Genomic DNA, 20636 nt, shown 5'->3' with positions numbered 1-20636 from the left:
CCTTGTTGTAGTCCCTACTTGTTCAGTGCCCGTTCAGCCGCAGATGCGGGTATGAACCATGCTGGGCGTTTCTTAGTTGCCTTGCCGCCGCTTGCCTTGTAGGTGAATTTCGCACCGCGTTTCTCCAAGGCATGCATACTCGCCTGAATAGATTTGTCGCCAATGACCCAGAGGTTGCCGCCGCTATCGCGCTTGTCGGCATATTCCAAGCCAGCGCGTTTGATCTCGACAAGGATCCAATCGCCTTCAGTGTTATCAGTTGTTAAAGGCTCTTTTTGCGGCGTGCTCTTGACAACTACAGTATTAGTCCCGTCGAGCTGGTTTTCAGGCTTCGTGGGTTTTACAGAATCGCGCCAGCTCGGGTTCTCGGCGCTATCTCTCTTAAGCTTCCCGCCAAACGTCTTCTCAACGAACTCCGCAAGCTTGCCCTCCTTGGCCATGGCAACCGAATCAGCACACACGAAATTGCAGTCATTCAACCGCCCGTGCTCGCCGTTATATCCCAAGATGAAGTGCGTCGCAATCTGATAGATGATCTCGGTTGGCGCAATGCCAAACACCTGCTTAGCAAGAATATGCCCAAGCCGCTCGTCATCGTCAGGGATAAGCTCGCGCATCTTCTCGGAGTTGTACAGCCGCGTGACAATCTCGGTAATGTAGAGCCCCGATTTCATATACAGGTCAGCGAAGGTATACGTGGGGTCATCAAAACAGCCTGGGTTTTCCTGCTCGAACAAGTCAACCATCTGCTTCACCACGCGCTTGGGCGTGTATATCTGGTTGGTCTTCTGCGGCGGCACGTAGTCGAAGATGTCTTCCGTAAGCGCGGGGTCGAAGTAGTTCGCCAGGCGCGTACGCAGCGCAATGAACTCCTGCACGGAATCATCGAAGACCACAGGGTCGAACAAATTGCCGTCGAAGTGCTTAGTCTCGCCGTCTTCCTCATAAGGTCCACCATCGCGCAGAAAACGGAATTCGTCCACCGTGATAGACGTAACCTCTTTGAACACATCAGGCGGGATGATAGTGTCGAAGTTCGCAAGCGTGGTACCCTCATCGCCGTAGGCCATAAGGAAACTCGGTATCGTTCGTGAAAACCCGCGCAGATGGTCGCGAATACCCGTCTCTATGTCACGCTTGGCAGACTCCTTCTTGGCGGTCTCCACCTCGCGCACAATGGTTGCGCCCGCGTTCTCCACCAGCGTGCTTCTACTTGCCTCAAGCTGTCTGCGCAGCTTGTCTGCGGCCTCGCGCATACGCTCGTCATGCTCGGCGTTTATTACATCCATCGCCTCGTCAGTCTCGGCCTCGGCAAGAGCATCCGCTCGCGACTTCTCGATTATGTTGCACTGTATCTTGTAGTCGCCGACCTCGCGGTTGAGCGTCATGTCGGCATCCGCCTTTATCTTGCGCTCGATGCGCTTCTGCTGGGCGCTCTTAAGCTCGCCTCCATAGCTTTGCTTTGCAGCCTCCACCAAAGGTTCGGCAACGCCGTGCGCGAACGCCTTGGAAAGCCCGCGTATCAGCTTATCCTCGTCGGTGTCGCGCTCGTCCTCCATCTTGGTAACCCAGTATTCGATAGAGCCATGCAGCTCCTGCTCCACCTCGCCGTAGACTTTGTCTCCAAACAGATCGCTTGCAAGACCGATTGCAACCTCTTGCGGAATGTCCACGTCGCCATTCTCGTCAAGAGACAGCTCATCGGCGGTTTCTGGCGTAATCCCTAAGTCTTTGTTGGGTGCCTTGTAGGGCTCGAAGTTCTGTATGAGCTTAACCACAGCCGCAGGTGCACGGAACACGTTCGATATATTTTGGAACAGAAAATCGCTCATGAAGCCCCGCCGTACGACCTCCAGGCTACGTATCTTGCGCGGCACCGAAAGCACCTGCGCAGCATCAAGCTCCACCATCTCCCCGTCTTCGTCCTCTCCGATGACAGGAAAGAAGTTCAAAAGCTCCATGATGCGAGCCTTGCGCGTATCCAAATCACCGCGCGCGCCGGACGTGTCAGAATACAGGTCGTTGGCGAATTGCTCGAAGATCGTCAGCGTGCGTGCCGGGTCGAAGTCGAACACGTAGGCGTTTTCCTTGCGCAAATATGCACCACCCTCACAGAACAGGCACGGGTTTTGCGCACGGAACGCCGCCTGCATGTAAAGCGCAGGGCTTTTCATATTGGAGAGCATCAACACGGCAGTCCACTCAGGAATCGTAACGCCTGTGGTCAGCTGCCCTACAGACAACGTGATCGTCTTCTCATACGCCGCTATGGCCTCTCGCACCTTGTCGAAGCTCTTAGCACGCGCATCATCATCGTCGATTTTGCCATCTCCCGCAGCAAGCACGATCTTATACTCGCCGAATACGGGATGCTTGCGCAGCTTTTTCGCCAAGGCACGCGCCGAATCAACGTAGTTCAGCATCCAGAGCGTGTGCTTTAACTCTCCTCTTAATTCCGGTGTGCTGAAGGGGAACTTCAGCTGCGTCGTCAAAGCCTTCAGGAAGCGGTCAACATCTTCGTTGTGGACGAAATTGCCCGCCTCGGTAGTTGCAAAGAACTCGTTCAAATCGAAGGCGTACTCAACCGTCTCTCCGTCGATGTTCGCACCGGCGGCAACCTTCGCCTCCATGATGTCGCTCATCTTGTAGGTGAACATGTTGAGACGGGGTAGGTTCGCATAGGGGTTTGGCAGCTCGGCGTCATCGGGCCACATCTCTTTGGCCTTCTGCTCGTCGGCATACGTCCAATTGTAGATGGCGTCCTGCGGGAACTTGTCGTTGGCAAGCGCCTTGAAGGGCGTTCCCGAAAGGTGCAGCGTGAACTTGCGCTCAATATGGTCGAAGGCGACATCCGTCAGATAGGTGTCTACGCCCTCATGCGCCTCATCGATGATCAGCACGTCCCAGCCGCCGTGAATTTCTGTCAGCCACTTGTACTTGTCGTAGTCGCCACCGAAATAGATTGAGCCTTTGAGGTCTTGCAGGCTCACAAAGGCGATGAATTTGTCAGGAGAACTTCGGTTGTCGCGGCGCATGGCCATGAACTCCTGCCGCGTCATCACGTGCGGCTTTTTCGCAAGAGAAGCTGCCTCGCTGATGAAGCAGTACCCGCTCTGCGCGCCCAGGAAGCGCACGTAATCCTCATACCAGCTGTTGGCGATAGCAGGCCGGTTGGTAACGATCAGCACCGTCCTGGCACCCATCTGCTTGCAAAGGTCGTAGGCGGAAAGCGTCTTGCCGAACCTCGGCTTCGCGTTCCACAAAAACTCGGCGCGCTCATGCAGGCGCGAATAATCGAGCGCTTCTGCAACAGCCTGCTTTTGCTCGGCACGCAATTGGTAGGGCACAGCCTCAGGCAGAGGTATCTCGCCGCGCTTAATACGAAAGTCGATGAAACGTCTATGAGATTCTTCGCCGCTAACACAGAACCACTCAGTTCCAGGCTTGTCCTTGTATTCAAGCTTGCGAAGGTAGGCGTGGAAGTCGTGATCTGTGAAGGTGTCACCTGTGCCATCCTCGTAGATGGCGTTGCCTTGCCATTCTTTATGCCAAGCTATGTCAGCTGTGTGGGTCTGCTGCTTGATGCGGGTATCAACGTCTTGTTCAGTGTAGCCGATCTTCGTCCACCCATCATGTGCAGCTATCTCAGGCGTGGTGTAGGCATATATCTGCGGGATTGCCCGCGAGGTGCTCTTTATGAAGCCAGAAACGTCATATGTCATTCGTCCTGCTGCCTTTCTTCAAACCTACGACGTTCTTCCTGAATATACGCCTCGAGCTCTTCGGGCTTCGGAATCGTCGTTTCGTATTTGGAAGCGAAGATGTTCTTGTCATCTGCCAACAGGGAATATCGCGCAACCGTCTCGTTCTTCTCCGAGCACAGCACAATACCTATCGTGGGATTATCATTCGACCCCCGCTGAAACTCGTTATACAGGCGAACATACGTGTCCATCTGCCCTATGTCTTGATGGGTGAGCTTGCCGGCTTTCAGGTCAATCAGAACAAAGCAGTTCAATAGGTAGTTATAGAACACGAGGTCAATATAGAAATGGTCACCATCGAGATCGATGTGCTTTTGGCGGGCAACAAATGCGAAGCCACGCCCCAATTCCAACAGGAATTCCTGCAAATTATCGATGAGTGCCTGTTCGAGCTCGCTTTCACGGAACTGCGTATCTTGGTTTATGCCAAGGAATTCCAGCACATAAGGGTCGCGGATGATGTCTTCCGGGCGCTTCGGTGGTTCCTTTTCGAAGATCTCCGCGATAACTTCCGGACGTTTATCCTCTCGCGTTGCCAAAAGGCGTTCGTAATAGAAGCTATTGATCTGACGCTCAAGCTGGCGTGTTGACCAATTGCTTTCAGCGCATTCGTTCATGTACCAAAGACGCTTGTCTGCATCCTTGACTTTTATGAGATGGCGATAATGCGTCCAGCTCAATTGTGGACGCAGTGCGTCGAGAATTGGGAAGGAGAGGTAGAAGTTGCGCATATGCCAAAGATTCGTAGAATCGAAGCCTTTGCCATAATCGCGAGTTAGGCGAACGGAAAGCTCTTTTACGAGCCCTCGTCCGTATTCAGAGCGCTCTTCTCCGCCTTGGGCCTCAACTATGCTTTTGCCAACTTCCCAGTAGGCCTTCACCATTTCGAAGTTGACAGCATGATAGGTTCGAGTACGCGCTGCTTCGAGGATTTCACGAACTTGCGAATAGAGCCCGTCAAGCTCGACATGCGCCAGGGCATTTCGGTTCAGCAATGAAGCGTCTTGCTTATACTCAGGCTCCATTACGACATCTCCTTAACGTGCGTTTCGATGAACTCGATTTCTTCATCGGAAAGGCCATACTTTGCGTAAAGCTGCTGGTCGATCTCGGTGATAGGCTTACTCCAGTCGATGTCGGAGTTTGGCGTAAAGTCTTGAAGAGGCACCTGCTCCCAGACCCTTGGAGTTATGTCTTGTGTTACTTTCAAAACGCCTAACAATGCTCTAGCGAATTTAGTACAGAAGTACTTTCTTAACGCTAACACTTCCCCCTCCGATTGATAATTGCCGAAGGAGACAAACGTTTGCGTATGTCCCGTGTTAGGAGCCCCTACTTCCATTGAAGCAAGCGGTTCGCCATAGTCGCCATTTCCGCTGGCCTTAGGCATCATGAGCTTATAGCTATCAAAATTGCTTGGCACTTCCAAATAATCTCTTCTCACCCACATATAGACACGCCTGTTGTTCAGCAGTCCAAATATCTTCACGTATTCTTTTGAATCATCGGGCTTCAATTCGAAGAATATTTTGCCGCCTAGCTTTTCAAACGCATTTGTTCTCAAATCAAATGACTTACCAGCTAGCTCAGCGTATCCAGGATGATCATTTTTCAGCACTTTCGAAAACCTATACGGCACAGCACCGGTTATTACATCCGTCACTCTCTGGCCTTCAATTACTGGTACCTTTATTAATATATCTCGCAATTCAGCAAATGGCACAAACAGCCCAATCGGCTCACAATGTTTCGTTTCATTACGGTACGAAACCGCAACGCCTCCCTTGATTTCTGCAGTTGGGAAAATACGCTCAGCGTCAGGTTCATACATGAGTACTTCTAAATACTCATCCTCAAGCATCTTTCGGTTCCAAGTCTTCTTAGTTTGACCAGCATTAAATAGCCAACGTGCTGGCGTAATCAGTTCAACACGTTCGGCGACCTTATAAGACTCATCCATAAAGTCAGGGTAGATAGGGTTATCTCGGCCGTTGCCTTCAGTTTCTTCCTGATAAGGCGGATTTCCGATTACTCCGAAGAATTTCTTCATACCAGCCATCCTTTTAGTGCTTCATTGAAACATACGCTTGGGATTTCTTTGCACGCCAGTCATAGATCATGCAGAACTGCGCTTGCTTGTCTTTTTCTTCTTCCAAGAAGTCAAACATGCTCATCTGCTGCGCATCTCCAACGGGCTTGTCGCTTGGCACCGTACCTTTTAGCCCATCCATCTGCCATATATTCCAGCTTATTATCTTGGCAGCGCGCAAAGCTTCTTTCTCGCTTGGTAGTTTGTCCCACTCATGTTGCATAGCTTCAGCAAACGCCTGGAGCACGTTGATGCGGGCTATCAGCAGATTGTCACCTTGGTATTCGTATCCATAGGTTGCCTCAAGTGCGCGGTATGCCCATTTCAGCCACTCGTCATAGTCGGTTGCGTTCTCCGTCACAACGCGCAACTTGCGATCCAAGAAACCTATTCTGTCCTTCACGTCGATGGCATCACCCGTCAGCATGTCGTAGCGGGTGGTTATAAATGGCGCTTCGCCGCAGGTGATTTCTAGGCGCCGCTGGTCAATGAAGTCCTTCCACGTGCCTGGCGCGCCGTCGAAGCTGATGCTGTCTGCGGTAACTTGCCAGCTACGGTCTTCGCACGTACTGAAAACGCCTTCGCGACCAAACCAGTCATCGTCCATGTAGCCGTTCATCTGGTTAACCAACCAAGCAGGTGTGAACACCTCCGCATGAGTCTTGGTGCGCTGGCTCTGCTTCTCCAACGCCTTGGCAATGCGAGGCTTAATCACTCCGCTATTTGTGCCGCTAATCTTGGGGATGGTTATCTCGTTGTGGCCTAAGTACTGCTCACCTATGGCTTCATATTCATCGTCTGCCCATATGATGTTCTTACCGGTCGTGCGGTCGAACAGGAGGGTTTTCAGCACGCTCGTTGGATACATCATCTCGATGCTTTCAACGAACCCTATGTTGCCAATAGGCATAATCTGCTCCATGTACCACTTGACCTTATGCTCACGCTCTTGAAATTGTCTTACAGAAGACCGCCAAGCTGTCCCACAAAGCGACCTTTATTCAGGTTTTTTCTTTGTTACAAACAGTTTTCCTTCGGTGACATTTTACCAAGTACTGTTCGTTTCCGTATGCAGTTCCCAACACAACTCACCCAATTGCCCGTTATGAGTGACGCAGCTCCCTTAGCCTGGTACGTGGGAGGTTAAATCGATTATGCAAAGTTAGTCATGTCTTCGGGAAGTTTTTGCCAGCTTCATCTGCGCACAACTCACGCGTGCTGTTTGTTATTGTCTGACCCGTGGGCAGTAACGAAAATAAAAAAGGTCGGGAGGTTTTACCCTTCCGACCTGCGAATTCATGGTGGTCGCTACTGGATTTGAACCAGTGACCCCCGCCGTGTGAAAGAGTCGCATGGGTAAATCGCTTCGTATCAAAAACCAACAATTCCCAGGTCAGACTATAATTCGTTGTTACCCTTCATAACCCTTCAAAACGCTTCTTTTGGGATTATTTGCACCACTATTTGCACCACCTCAGAAGCACCCGAGAAGGGGGGGTGCGGACATAATCCTGGACTCTATAATGAACCAGAGAACGTCATGTGCACTAAAGAGAAGCGTACAAAAGCTGTGATACTGTTCATCGAATGCGGCTTCAGTCACGTTGCGATCAAAACCGCTGTTGAGAGAATGACTCCGGTCTTTTCATTAATCAGTGATTCCTTAACCCATCTGCCCCATACGCATCAGTATCTCATCGGCCAAGTACGTTGCTTCTAGATATTGCATGCCATAAAGATTCTGTTCAACCATTCGGGCTATATCGCTCGAATAGTAAACATCCAGCGCTTCGGCTGGAGACACGTCCAAACGCTCACCGATAATCATAACGATCTGAGACTCGAGGTTAGTTTTCCTGATAGCCGGAAGACGATCCAAAAGATCTTCTGTGATCGTAATCATAGCGCAATCTCCTTGCCTTCAACAAAAGTCAGCCTTTCGTCGAGAAGCCGTTGCGACACAAAACACCATTGATCATTCACATCATAAAAGCGCAAAGCTTCGAGTGTTGTCTCGATGCCCCACAAACCCTGAAGATACATATCGATTGCGTAAAACACCTTATCGTCAGCAACGCCGCCAATAATCAAGTCATACTGTTCATATGCCTTACCCCCACGTCGGCAATCACACACGAAATCAACCCATGCAGCATCAGCTTGAAACCTCAAAACCTTAGCATCTCCCAAATCTTCTGAAAGATCATATTCGTTCACAATAGCAAGAGATGAACCGAGTGATGCCTTTCTCTTCGCCCATCTTACCGCTTGATCATAATGCGAAGTAAGATAAAAACCGCGACCAAAATCAAGATTCGGACGACAGCGGTCAACTTTCGGCTTACTCACGATCTGGTCGGATCCATGATAGAGTCTCATAGCTCAACCCCTCGCTTCTTTGCTATGAGAACGACTTCTTCCACGAGCGCTTCCCTTCCCATGGTATGAAGAACATCATAATTCGATATAAGATGATCAACCACGATATTCTTCGCCTGCAGCTTTCGATAAACCTCTCTCGGCTCGCATTTCAATGCATCGGCGACGCAGTTGAGAAGCCATACCACAAAGAAAGATACATCTTTGTCATGCTGACTCATATTACGCCCCTCTCGTAGTAAGGTTCTAGGTAAAGAACGAATACAATCACAACCACCGTATCAGCTTTTGTTTAGCCCACGAAGCATTTCATATAATTCATCGGCGACTTGCTCTACAGGCTTATTGTCTACGGAGTACTTCCACTTAATTCTCTTGAAGGTTTGTCTCGCATAGGCGATATCTTCTCGTATGTCCTTCAAATAGTAATCCTTATGCTCTTCTTTGTATTCGTTGTCCTCATATATATTGTCGTTTTCGTCCGAGAATACCAGTCGTTTAAAAATATGTTCTGCCGAATCCTGCAACTCGATCGGTACCACGTGATCCAGTTCTAAGAGCGAGTTGAAATTGCGCGCGTAATAGATTGGGCTAACTGCGATAACTGCGTTATCCTCGCTTTTCTGAACTATCTCCTTCAGGACAGCTCCTTTTACCTTGCACCTGTCATACGGCCACGGGTTCTGTCTCATGAATTCTTCTAAGGTTACCTGAAACTTTTTCTTTATCTCTTCATCCAAATCGTAAAACGAGTAGCTCAGCTTTTCCGCCAATATGGCTCCCGTCGCGGTTTTTCCCACGTTAGACACGCCAAACAGCATGATAATCATGCTCAATCTCCAATCGACCCGTAGCTGCTATTTTAAATACATAGAGGAACATAGCCCACGGTCACCATTGTCTCATTATGTGACGATGTGTTGCATGAGGTTTGACACATTCTCTAGCCGCAAAAACGAAAAAGGTCGGGAGGTTTTACCCTTCCGACCTGCGAATTCATGGTGGTCGCTACTGGATTTGAACCAGTGACCCCCGCCGTGTGAAGGCGATGCTCTCCCGCTGAGCCAAGCGACCAAATAGCGTGCTTTCAACGCGCTCGAAGTATATTACCCATCTTCGGGTGTTTGCGCAACCGAAAACGCCTGCGAATTTCCAAACTCGCGAAACCGTCACAAACAGCCGCAATCGCGGCCGCGCGGCCGATCCCGCAACCGCGACCTGCCGCGATTCCGGGTAAGTCTTAATTCGTGTGGTATTTTGCACGGTTTTCATCCTCTTGTACCTACCCACATGTTTTCCGCCTGTTTTTGCGTGGTGGGCCATTTTGTGAGTCTGCCCATGCCCCCAAGTCTTACAGTTTGGAAAGCAGGACGGGCGTCATAAATCAACGAATAGAGGGGCGGGATGCCTTGCCCGTCCGCAGTTCTGTTTGGGGTCTTGGGAGAGAGTCCACCTCCCCCAAGACCCCTATGGCAGCCCGCACCCTCGGAAAGCAAGGTAGAAATGGAGAACACAGGCAATACCACCGTAGGAGTAAATGCGCGTCTATACGAGCGCATAGCGATTAGACTCTCGCAGTACCAGCCATTCAAACGGCTAGGTATACGAGTACTCGACAGACTTTGCGACCGTTGTCTTACGTCAGGCCGCTGTGTTAGTGACCTATACAAAGACAGCTGGTATATCCCCACAGACGAACTTGGATGCCCAAGCTTCTGTGCGCTGCTCGCACACCTCGAATCAATGGATGAGTCTGAAGTTGCCACGACAGACCTCGATGTCATCTCTTTCTGAGCGGGGGTTGCCATGGAATATAGAAGACGCGTATCAGAGCCTAAGCCAAGTGCATCTGAACAAAGAGCGCTTGAGCGCCTTTTGTCAGGACAAGGAAACTCGATAGATGCAGAAGCAATACGACTGCTTGTAGGGCAGTGTGGTAAGTATGGGTGTGTGTATACACGGCTCTCAAAGGCATCTCCTGGTATGAAGGAGTGTCCCGGGTGGTGTAGAGCACTCGAAGTATATGACGCACAGTGTAAAGCACGTGATGCTGCAAAAACCGGGAATGCCGAATCAAAGACAGGAAAACTGGCCCGTGATGAACAGGCTGCTTTGCGAGCATTTGAAGAGGAGAATCTCAGCACCAAAGATGTGCTTGTCCTTATGCTCTTATCCAAAAAGTGTGCACGAGGTGGCTGTGCAAACTCAAATGACACCGATATACCCTGCCCTGGCTGGTGTGGTATTGCACACGATGCGTGGGATAGGTGGTGGTCATAGTGAGAAGAAGTGCAGAGCTTATCGGCATTGATGGGAGCACCTATCGGGTAGATGACATACGTGATGTGGAAACACACACCTCTGTTAAGGTCACTCGCATCGCCCAAGAGATACATTGCCCTGAGTGTAGGTGTAAAACACATGCCCACGGCAGCACAACCGCTACGGTCTATCACGCACCTTACGCAGGAAAGCCTTGTCTTATCACTCTTAAGAAGAGACGCTTTAGATGCCCAACGTGTGGTAAGACCTTCACAGAAGACCAGCCACTTCTCTGCCGGCTTACACCTCATGCAAGCACTCGCCTGGAAGCATTTGTTTTGGATGAACTGGGAAAAGGCAAAACCATCGCTGAACTTGAGCGCATAACTGGTGCTTCTAAAAACATCATTGCCAAGCTTGAAGCAAACGCACAGATGCCTAAACACCGTCTGCCGCACAACCTCTGTATTGATGAGGTTAAAGCGTTTCCTAAAAGGATTGCAATCAGAAAAGGTGAACCTCATATGGCAAGCTGTATCTATGATGCCGATGAAAAGACGCTCGTTGACATGCTTGCAGGAGATGATCCGAAAACCGTCACAGCGTATCTGGAAAGCTTCACAAAAGGTGAGCGTGATGCGGTGGCAACTATATCGTGTGATCTGAACGGCTCCTACATTAGCCTTGCAGAAAAGTTCTTTCCTGGTGCGGTTATCTATGCTGATAAATTCCATGTAGCAAAGCTTGTAACAGAAGCTGTTGATGATGTACGACGTCGGCTCACTCGTACCATCGAAGATGGCATAGACCACAAAGAGCAAAGACGCATCCTGCGCAAAGCCGCCAAGCTCATGCTCACCAGAAAAGACATGCTCAAACGGCAAAAAGAACGTGAATGCGTAAGATGTGCCCTTGAGTCTATTGGGGCAGATGATCTGAAACGAGCCTATCTTACCCTCCAGCTTTTCTTCGAATGGTCTGATACAACCTTTGAAAGCCGAGACGAGATGGAAACCGTTTTGAAGCGATGGATATCTATCGCACGACGCACTAATGTACCTGAAGTGCGCTCTGTGTCTAACACCATAAGCAGACGTAAGACCTACATCGTAAACGCCTGGGAATACGGACGTACAAACGCAATTGCAGAAAGTTTGAACCGACAGATCAAAGACATCATTCGAACGTGTCGTGGCTTTATGAGCTTTGGGGCTTTGAGACGTCGTTGTTTGTTGGTGCTTGGACACAAACGAGAACCCAACAAGCCCATCCCGCTGTTTACAAGAAGCGACAAGAGAAAGGAGGGTGCTAGCTAGCGAATAGGCCAAGCGCGATGGGCACAAGGTCTCCCCCACACAGGTTGTAACATATTCGATTTTCTGGCTTTTGGTCATCTTTTTTGAAGCTACTCTATGGAGGGCTTGGGTTAGTGTGCCCTCTATTTGCCCCCCAAGTGATAACTTGAGGTTAGATTCTCTTTGTTTTACCTGTTCAGTCATTAGATTTGGCTGATCTTCCCACACGAATTAAGACTTACCCGCGATTCCTTGCTATCCGCTGCGATTCCGATTCAATTCGCTCGCGTCTTTTCAGCTCCTACAGGTTGCGCTTCACCGCCGCGAGCAAATCGGCATATTCTTCATATGCCGGGATGTCGGGGTTTTCCGCCTTGATGGCGTCGGTGCTCTTAAACAAAAAACCCGCCTTGCTCGCCTTGATCATTCCTAAGTCGTTGTGGCTGTCGCCCGCCGCAATCGTCTCAATACCGCAAGAATGGAATGCGCGCACCGTGGTAAGCTTGGTTTGCTCGCATCTCATTTTGTATCCGGTAATCATGCCGTCATCTGCAACTTCAAGCGTGTTACAGATAAGCGTCGGACGCCCCAGCTTTTCCATCAGCGGTGCCGCGAACTGCTCGAACGTGTCGCTGATAATAACCACCTGTGACACCAAACGAAGCTCATCGAGAAACTCTTTTGCACCCAGCATCGGATCGATGGTCGCAATGGTGTCCTGAATTTCACGCAAACCCAACCCGCGCTCACGCAGGATATCCAAACGCCAATTCATCAGCTTGTCGTAATCGGGCTCATCACGCGTCGTACGCGCGAGTTCGGGAATGCCGCTCGCCTCGGCGAAGGCAATCCAGATTTCCGGAACAAGCACTCCTTCAAGATCAAGACAGGTGAAAATCATAGTAATGCGATCCCTTCTTCTTTTACTGCCTTCGGAATCGTAGCGCACCCACCCGCCCGACGGCGCTACGTATCGGCGAGATAACAAAAACGACAAGGACAAAAGACAACGCACAGAAAGCACAGAATGCCGCCTTCTCGTCACAGCTTCAGACATAAGACGGCGAATTGCCCCCTCGGCAAAACACTAAGCCCACATGGCTGCAGTTTTCACTCTTGCACGCGGCGTACCAGATAGCACTTGTGAATACGGGGACTTCGGCTGAAGTCTTCGGGAATAGTTTGCGCAGATATATCCTCGATACTCACGCCGTAGCGCTTCAGCTTCTCAACGTCGGGCTTAAACGAGCGCAGGTTGCACGAAAACACCGCTGTCCCCTCTTCTGAGAGCAGGCGCGACACACCGATCAGCAGTTCCGCATGATCGCGCTGTACGTCCCAGGTGCGACGTCCCATAGCCTTGGAGTTTGAGAACGTCGGCGGGTCAACAAAAATAAGATCGAAACGGCGACCGCGACGGCGTGCCTCGGTCACCCAAGCAACTACATCTTCGCGCACATACTCGTGCTCAGGACCATCAAAGCCGTTCAAATCCATATTTCGGCGCGCCCAATCAAGATAGGTTTGCGATAGGTCAACCGTTGTTGTTTCACATGCGCCACCACCCGCCGCATGAACGGTGGCAGACCCCGTGTAAGCGAACAGGTTTAGAAAACGCGCGCCTTTCGCCATCGACCCGATACGTTCCCGAGTAAGACGATGGTCGAGAAACAACCCTGTGTCGAGATAGCCCGCAAGGTCAACCTCGAACAGAAAGCCGCTTTCCCCCACATGCGTGACGTAGTTTTTCCGACCAGCATCTCTATACTGACCGCCACCCTTGTCGCGCTTCCTCACCTTGGAAAACACGCGATCGGGTCGCACGCCCATAACCACGGGAACAAGTGTCAACACGTCGGCGAAGCGGCGGTTCGCTTTCGACTCATCAATGCTCGACGGTGCCGCATATTCGGCAACATGCACGTACTTGCGGCCTTCCGCCGAAAGCTCCCCTTCGTATACGTCGATCGCACATGCATAATCGGGCAAATCGGCATCGTAGACGCGATAACACGATGCGCCTTCGCGACGCGCCCATTTCTTTCGTTCTTTGAACGACTTGCGCAAACGTGCGGCGAACTGCTCAGAGTTCTGCTCGAGTACTTCGACGCGATGTTCAGCACCACCAGCTGAATCAGGAATCACCACGGTCACCAGGTTCGCCGGCGGACGATCGAACACCACCGCATCGGCCCGCACGCGACCCTGCCCAAACGATGCCGTGGCACAAGGCTGTACACCAAAGCGGTCACGCACAGCCTGAGCAGAAACAGCACCGAACGAGCAGGACGAAGGTACGCTTCCCGCCTCACCTTTAGCATCGGCTTCAACCTCGGCATCACGAGCTGACGCTTGCAAGTCGCTATCTTTCACCGCAGCAGCAAGCGTCATACACGCGCTGGCGAACGCCGAGGCTTCCGCATACCTGCGAGCGTCTGCCTGGTCGACCCCCGTAGGCAGTACAGTTGCGACAAACACCCGATCAAGGTTGTCATGCGATCGCACGTCACCCTGGCACAGCGACGGAAGTGACTGCACGTTAACGACAACACTTGCAACGCCAGACAAACCCGCCTTACGCAAACGTCTGCGAGCACGGGCAATACGCGGCGAAGAATCACAGAAGCCGCCAATACGCAGCGCATCGAACGCTTCACGGTCGCGCACGTGCTCGCCGCCTGTAGCCCCCATGCGCAGCAAACCCGCATCGAAACGATCCATAGCGTCTTGCCGACATGCCTTCCAAAGGTCGGCGTCGTGATGTGTCCACCCAAAAAAACCCCACGTGCGACGCGCAAGATTCGGTGCCATATCGGTGGCAACAGCTGCCGCTTCAGCGAGCAGCTCGCCATTGCCGCACACCGGATCAACCAGCGCCGCTCGCTCGCATGCCGAACTACCCCACCCCAGCATGGCAAGCAAGCCAGCAGCCTGCGCGCAGATAAGCGACGAATCGTTCGGATCGTCATCGAATAAGTACGGACGCACATACAACGAAGCACCAGACAGATCGAATGAAAGCGTCACCTTGCGCTCGCGGATGCGAACCTCCACACGAGCGTCGGGATGGGCGGCATCTACGTCGGGACGAAAGCCGCGAACCAAGCGCAGTTCATCACAAATCGCATCTTTCACCTTCAAGGCCGTAAATTGCGTGTCGCGGAGTTCGTCATTAAAGCCATATGCCCTTACCGCAATCGTTGCATCACGCGCAATGATGTCTTGCCAAGGAAGCTCCACTGCCGCTCGGTACAGCTCATCGGCGTTGTTGGCATGAAAGCGACCCACCACAAGCGTGATACGCGACGCCAACCGCGACCAGAGACACGCTCGATGAACTTCGCTCACTCCGCCGAAAAATGCGACGCCACCGCCAAGCGGACGCACACGCCATGCACCGAGCGCACACAGCTCATCTGCCAACAACTGTTCAAGCCCCGTAAGGCAGCTTGCAAACAGCTCATATTCATTGTCGTTCATAGCACCGCCGCTCAGATACGCCCTGCCGGAACCTTAATCTTCCAAGTAGTCCTTAAGCTTCGACGAACGAGACGGATGACGCAACTTCGCGAGCGTCTTACTCTCGATTTGACGGATACGCTCACGCGTGACACCAAACTCGCGCCCTACCTCCTCAAGCGTACGCGGATGTCCGTCTTCAAGCCCGAAACGTAAGGATATCACCTTGCGCTCACGCTCAGCCAAGCCGTCGAGCACCTTGCCCAGCTGCTCTTGTAACATGCTAAAGCTCGCCGCATCGGGCGGCACCACAGCAGCGTCGTCCTCGATAAAGTCCCCCAGCTGGGAATCCTCTTCTTCGCCAATAGGCGTTTCCAGCGATACCGGTTCCTGGGAGATTTTTTGAATCTCGCGGATTCGCTCGGGCGGCAAACCCATTTCCTTGCCGATTTCCTCGGGAGTGGGTTCGCGGCCAAGTTCCTGCAGCAGCTGCCGCTGAATGCGTACCAACTTGTTGATGGTTTCCACCATATGCACGGGAATGCGAATAGTACGTGCCTGGTCGGCTATGGCACGGGTGATAGCCTGACGGATCCACCAGGTAGCATACGTGGAAAACTTGAAGCCCTTGGTGTAGTCAAACTTCTCAACTGCACGGATAAGCCCCAGGTTGCCTTCCTGAATAAGATCCAAAAACAGCATGCCACGGCCCACGTAGCGCTTTGCGATGGAAACCACCAGACGCAGATTCGCTTCGATGAGCTGCTGCTTTGCATCAAGACCCACCTGCTCCACGCGCATGAGACGACGCCTTTCGCGCCGATCGAGTTCAATACCTTCGTCCTCGGCTCGCTCAAGTTCATCAGTGGCCGCCACGCCAGCCTCGATCTTCATAGCAAGATCGATCTCTTCTGAGGCGGTGAGCAGCGGAACGCGCCCGATCTCTTTTAGATACATACGAACCGGATCGCCCGTAAGCATGGTGACGTTCGCATCAGCCAAACGACGGCGCGACGATGCACGGCCACGCACACCTCGGCCAGTAATCTTCGGCAATTGGACGTCGGCAACTGCCTTCAGTTCTTCTTCGGGAATGCCGACGAGCAGATCATCCTCGCTGCCCTCTTCGGAAACGCCGGACTCAATCTTGTCATCCTCAATGGGAACTCCGGCAGCAACGACACTCTCGGGAGCATCCTCAATGTCATCGAACGTTTCTTCAAGATCGTGTTTGGCGGAAGTTTCTTCCATCTCGCGTGCCTCCGTTTGCTCTTGCGAAGCTTTAGCCACGTGTGAGCCCCTTCCTTCTAGGTACCGAAATCGACCCATAAGGGCACAAAAACGCAAATTGATATTTTACCATAAACTCACCTTGCCACTCAAGGCAACTTCAAGCAGCTCAAGCCGCCACTACCCACTACGCAGTTGATGCAGCCGAGCTCGTACTCCCTTCGGCTTGCGCGCTTGAACCATTAGCAGAACTCGTATCGCTGGTCCCAGAAGATGCGTTCGCCCCACTCGTCGAAGCGGATCCAGGATGCTCGTCGTTCCACTTCTTTAGGATGTCAGCGAAATCAACCGTATACGAGTAGATGCCCGTTCCTGCTGTTGCCTCGGAAAGCTCAACCGGTTCGCCATCGAGCTCAAGGGTCACCGCACCTGGAGCAGCAGTGACGAATTGAAGAGTTCCTGTCACATCGAACGACTTCTCCGTTGGCCCCGACAGCATTTCAACCGTTGAGGGAGCCGTTTCGCCATCAACGTACACCTCGATGTAGGCCTCCATGCCGTCGGCAACCTTGCACACAAGCGTCGCCTTTGTCGGTGCAGTTTCCTTAACAGGTTCCGGAGCTGTGTTCGTAGTCGCATCCGCATTATCATCAACCGTCGTATCGGTCAGCCCCGTCACGGGCACCGATGGCACATCTTCTTCCTTCTGCTTGCCATTACCCGTAAGCAGAGAGACAACAATAACAAGCAGCACGAGAATGATTACACCCGCCACAATGAACGGCAAGCGTCCCTGCAAGGGGCTCGTCGCTGGAGCCGAGTACACGTTGGCGTACATGGGGCCGCCGCTACGCCTGACCGACGACCCGCGTGAAGCTCTCATGTTGTCACGCCCAAAACCGCCCCATGCGGGCAGCGCAGCGCCTTGGCTTTGCGACCGCGCACCACGGCCGTCGCGCGGGGCTGCACCCGTGCGCCGCGAACGCGATGACGCGCGGTCATCAAAGGGATCGGCACGCATGCCGCCCGCGCGCATGTCACGCCGTGAGGTCATGCCCGCATCGTCGCGCATGCGGCGACTATCGCGCATACCTTGATCGGAACGATCGCGCGCCGTGCGGCCCGACATGCGCTGCGTGCGCGACGCCCCTGGCATATCGAAACCCCCATGCGTAGGCCCCTGCCCCATCTGCCGTCCGTTACGATGATCGTACGCACCGTCCAGGTACATGCGCGTGACCTCGGTAGGGTTAAGCCCCACCAATCTCGCATACGCGTTCACCATGTTGCGAGCGTAGCCGCGTGGCGGCATTTTCTCATAGTCGCTGTTTTCTATTGCCCTAATAACATCGGGCCTGATGCGAAGCCTCCGCGCCGCTGTGGGCAGATCATAGCCTTTGCGTTCGCGCGCTTCACGAAGCAGCTGTCCGAAATCGTTGTAAGCCACGGTCTTAGTCCTCTCCGCTTGCCGCATCTTGAGCCTCGAAGGCCTTCAGCGTCTCAAGTTCCATGGCGTCAACGAGCACCTCGCGCGGCTTGCTGCCGTTCGGGGGACCTACAACGCCCTTTTCCTCGAGCATGTCCATTATACGGCCCGCACGGGAATACCCGACGCTGAGCCGACGCTGAATGTTCGAAGTTGATCCCAAACCGGTACTTACCACAATGTCGGCAGCCTCCCAAAGCCGTGGATCATCGGCCGTACCCGAGCCACCCGACCCATCGGGCTGCGACGCGCCCAACGTGATGAGGTTTGTCTGCAAGATTTCCGAATGGTATTCCGGCTCACCTTGGGCCTTCAGCACCTCAACAACGGCGTTAATCTCGTCATCTTCAACCCAGCAACCCTGAATTCGCTGAGGCTTGGCGTACTCGGGCTTCGACAACAGCAAATCGCCCCTGCCAATGAGCTTCTCGGCGCCAGGCGAATCGAGAATGACGCGGCTGTCAATGCTGCTAGCTACATTGAGCGCGATACGATTGGTGATATTCGCCTTAATAAGACCCGTGACCACATTGGTTGACGGACGCTGAGTTGCAATGATCAGGTGAATGCCCGCCGCGCGCGCCAGCTGCGCGATACGACTGATGGAAAACTCCACTTCCTTGCCGACGTTCATCATGAGGTCAGCAAGCTCGTCGATAACGATGACGATATAAGGCAGTTCCTCGCAGGAATCGTCCTCGAGAGAGCCAGACTGCACCTCGGCGTTGTATTGCCCGATATTACGCACGCCCATCTTCGAGAACACCTTCAGACGACGCTCCATTTCGGCAACGCCCCACGACAACGCGCTCGACGCCTCCTTCGGGTCGGTCACCACGGGCACGTAGAGATGCGGTATGCCGTTGTACAAAATGAACTCGACGCGCTTCGGGTCGATCATAATGAAGCGAACTTCGGAAGGTGTGGCCCTCATAAGGATCGACATGATCATGCCGTGAATGGACACCGATTTGCCCGAACCCGTGGTGCCGGCGATGAGCAAGTGCGGCATCCTTGCCAAATCCGACACGATGCAGTGACCCTCGACATCCTTGCCGATAGCGATTTGCAACGGCCCATCCGGCGCTTCCTTCAGCACATCGCCGAGCAACACCATCTGCCGCGTGCGGTTGGGCACCTCGATACCCACGAAATTCGTTCCCGGAATGGGCGCGAAAATACGCACACCTGGAGCGGCGAGTGCAAGCGCAATGTCGTCTTGCAGTGCGGTGACGCGGCTCACGCGCACGCCAGCAGGCAAATCGACCTTGTACAAAGTGACGGTTGGGCCAGCAACCCAGCCAACCACCTGCGCCATAATGTTGAAATCCTCGAGCGTTTCTTGCAGGCACGCGGCTGTCTCCTGTAGCTCGGCGTCGCTCGCCTGGTCACGTTTGGAGTCCTTCGACACCGCCAGCAACGACATTGGCGGCAACTCAAAGCCGTCAGACGGATGCGGGGTAGCCATCGGTGTAGCGGGCTTTTTCCCAGCTGCCTTACGCGTCGCGGCAACAGAGTCCTTCTCGCGATCAGTCTGATCAGCTTGATCGGCACGATGCCCCAACTTGCGCGTGAGAGCCTGCGTTTTCCCAGCCTTTCCAGACATATCAGGAAGGCGACGCGTTAAGCTTGTCGATTCAGATGGGTCAAGAGATGCGGTTACTGAAGAGGCCGCAGGCGTCGCAGGCGTCGCAGACGTCGCAGGCACTGCAGCACGAGAGGTGCGTCTGCCCGAACGAGAAGCGCGCACCTGCCCGGGAAGCACAGGTAGCACGCGCGTGTCGGTTGCTGCCAAACGCTCATCCATCTGGGCCGACGTCTGATCGTCAACATCATGCGCCGATGCCGCGCGGTTCGCTTTACCTGCCGCGAACAACGGAACCTTCGCGCCATGGGGCTGCTCGCCCATCTGTGCCTCACGCTGCTCACGTATTGCACGAACACGATCGATGAGCTTCGATAACGAGAACCCGATAACCACCAAACCTATGACGATTACGCCAACCATGATGATACACGACACCGGCTGCCCAAGCAGCTTCACTCCCAGCCAAGCGATGCCCGCGCCCACGTATCCGCCACGCGCCACCAGCGCTTCTTCCTCAAACAGTGCGCTTGGATCCTCCGGCGTAACATTGGGGGTAAACAGCGACAGCAGTACGAGAATAGCAAACAGAATGAGTGCCAACCCCAGCGACACCCGTGCAGGGATTTGCTGACGTTCGATGTTGACAACAAACGTCGCGCCCACGATCAGCAAGAACACAGGTATCAGATACGCACCCAACCCGACAGAAAGGTGCAACGCACCCGACAGAAGGTGCGAAAGCAGCGCATCGGTGGGCATGACAGCAATAACAAACAGCACCAGCGCCACAATAGCGAACACCACACCCGCGATCTCACGACGTGCGCGATCATCGAGCATCCGCTCGCCGTCTGCTGGCCGCGCGCCCAGACGGCGGCCCCGCTGAGACGACCGCTGAGACGACCGTTTTGAAGAGTTCCCGTTTCCTTTACCGCGGGATGCCGTTTTGCTTGATGATCGATTGGCCACAATCGCTCCTTCATGCTGCGTTTTTGATTCGTTTTTTCGCTGCCCATCGACCGGTATCGAAGGGCAGCTGGCCACATCCGCAAGCCGAGTCACCCACCCGCATCAACCATCATGC

The 20636-nt window shown here is 53.2% G+C and carries 15 protein-coding genes and 1 tRNA gene; 2 read left to right on the top strand and 14 right to left on the bottom strand.

Features of this window, described 5'->3' with window-relative positions; genetic code table 11:
- Nucleotides 1-14: 14 nt before the first annotated feature.
- From G7Y44_RS00185 to G7Y44_RS00145, 9 genes are all read right to left on the bottom strand, one after another.
- Nucleotides 15-3722 carry a DEAD/DEAH box helicase gene (locus G7Y44_RS00185; protein WP_165246605.1) on the bottom strand — a complete coding sequence of 1236 codons (3708 nt, stop codon included), beginning with the start codon at nucleotides 3720-3722 and terminating at the stop codon, nucleotides 15-17.
- Nucleotides 3719-4789, bottom strand: coding sequence for a PDDEXK nuclease domain-containing protein (locus G7Y44_RS00180; RefSeq protein WP_165246603.1), 1071 nt, complete (start codon nucleotides 4787-4789; stop codon nucleotides 3719-3721). Before G7Y44_RS00180 ends, G7Y44_RS00185 begins: the two co-directional genes overlap by 4 nt.
- On the bottom strand, nucleotides 4789-5814 hold the full coding sequence (locus G7Y44_RS00175) for an Eco57I restriction-modification methylase domain-containing protein (RefSeq protein ID WP_165246601.1): 1026 nt from the start codon (nucleotides 5812-5814) through the stop codon (nucleotides 4789-4791). The genes G7Y44_RS00180 and G7Y44_RS00175 overlap by 1 nt, the downstream gene beginning before the upstream one ends.
- Nucleotides 5815-5827: 13 nt before the next feature.
- Nucleotides 5828-6775 carry a hypothetical protein gene (locus G7Y44_RS00170; protein ID WP_206214366.1) on the bottom strand — a complete coding sequence of 316 codons (948 nt, stop codon included), beginning with the start codon at nucleotides 6773-6775 and terminating at the stop codon, nucleotides 5828-5830.
- A gap of 741 nt (nucleotides 6776-7516) precedes the next feature.
- Complete coding sequence (locus G7Y44_RS00165) at nucleotides 7517-7756, bottom strand: hypothetical protein (RefSeq protein ID WP_165246600.1); 240 nt, start codon at nucleotides 7754-7756, stop codon at nucleotides 7517-7519.
- A complete protein-coding gene (locus G7Y44_RS00160; RefSeq protein WP_165246598.1) occupies nucleotides 7753-8232 on the bottom strand; it encodes a DUF3990 domain-containing protein in 480 nt (159 codons plus the stop codon). Before G7Y44_RS00160 ends, G7Y44_RS00165 begins: the two co-directional genes overlap by 4 nt.
- The gene (locus G7Y44_RS00155) at nucleotides 8229-8453 is read right to left on the bottom strand and encodes a DUF3791 domain-containing protein (protein ID WP_165045148.1); all 225 of its coding nucleotides are present in this window, start codon (nucleotides 8451-8453) and stop codon (nucleotides 8229-8231) included. Before G7Y44_RS00155 ends, G7Y44_RS00160 begins: the two co-directional genes overlap by 4 nt.
- Before the next feature lie 60 nt (nucleotides 8454-8513).
- Complete coding sequence (locus G7Y44_RS00150) at nucleotides 8514-9062, bottom strand: shikimate kinase (protein ID WP_165045146.1); 549 nt, start codon at nucleotides 9060-9062, stop codon at nucleotides 8514-8516.
- Between the two features lie 169 nt (nucleotides 9063-9231).
- A tRNA-Val gene (locus G7Y44_RS00145) sits at nucleotides 9232-9306 on the bottom strand.
- Nucleotides 9307-10038: 732 nt separating this feature from the next.
- Here G7Y44_RS00145 and G7Y44_RS00140 point away from each other — a divergent pair.
- Together G7Y44_RS00140 and G7Y44_RS00135 are read left to right on the top strand one after the other, a co-directional pair.
- Entirely contained in the window at nucleotides 10039-10512 is a 474-nt protein-coding gene (locus tag G7Y44_RS00140) for a hypothetical protein (RefSeq protein WP_165246596.1), read from the top strand.
- Nucleotides 10500-11810: an ISL3 family transposase gene (locus tag G7Y44_RS00135; RefSeq protein ID WP_371807446.1), complete on the top strand. Its 1311-nt coding sequence runs from the start codon at nucleotides 10500-10502 to the stop codon at nucleotides 11808-11810. The genes G7Y44_RS00140 and G7Y44_RS00135 overlap by 13 nt, the downstream gene beginning before the upstream one ends.
- A 280-nt stretch (nucleotides 11811-12090) precedes the next feature.
- On the opposite strand, the gene thrH is transcribed toward G7Y44_RS00135, so the two are convergent.
- The 5 genes from thrH to G7Y44_RS00110 all read right to left on the bottom strand — a co-directional run bounded on the left by thrH (nucleotide 12091) and on the right by G7Y44_RS00110 (nucleotide 20521).
- Nucleotides 12091-12690 carry a bifunctional phosphoserine phosphatase/homoserine phosphotransferase ThrH gene (gene thrH, locus G7Y44_RS00130; RefSeq protein ID WP_165246592.1) on the bottom strand — a complete coding sequence of 200 codons (600 nt, stop codon included), beginning with the start codon at nucleotides 12688-12690 and terminating at the stop codon, nucleotides 12091-12093.
- 209 nt (nucleotides 12691-12899) lie between these two features.
- A complete protein-coding gene (gene rlmKL, locus G7Y44_RS00125) occupies nucleotides 12900-15269 on the bottom strand; it encodes a bifunctional 23S rRNA (guanine(2069)-N(7))-methyltransferase RlmK/23S rRNA (guanine(2445)-N(2))-methyltransferase RlmL (RefSeq protein WP_165246590.1) in 2370 nt (789 codons plus the stop codon).
- 33 nt (nucleotides 15270-15302) lie between these two features.
- A complete protein-coding gene (gene rpoD, locus G7Y44_RS00120) occupies nucleotides 15303-16538 on the bottom strand; it encodes an RNA polymerase sigma factor RpoD (protein ID WP_371807445.1) in 1236 nt (411 codons plus the stop codon).
- Nucleotides 16539-16665: 127 nt separating this feature from the next.
- Nucleotides 16666-17925: a helix-turn-helix domain-containing protein gene (locus G7Y44_RS00115; protein ID WP_165246588.1), complete on the bottom strand. Its 1260-nt coding sequence runs from the start codon at nucleotides 17923-17925 to the stop codon at nucleotides 16666-16668.
- Between the two features lie 4 nt (nucleotides 17926-17929).
- Complete coding sequence (locus G7Y44_RS00110; RefSeq protein ID WP_241159108.1) at nucleotides 17930-20521, bottom strand: DNA translocase FtsK; 2592 nt, start codon at nucleotides 20519-20521, stop codon at nucleotides 17930-17932.
- Between the last annotated feature and the right edge of the window lie 115 nt (nucleotides 20522-20636).

The sequence above is a fragment of the Adlercreutzia sp. ZJ141 genome, assembly GCF_011038965.1.
Classification (GTDB): Bacteria; Actinomycetota; Coriobacteriia; order Coriobacteriales; family Eggerthellaceae; genus ZJ141.
The sequence above is the reverse complement of the archived record's forward strand: the minus strand, read 5'-3'. Positions and strand labels throughout refer to the sequence as shown.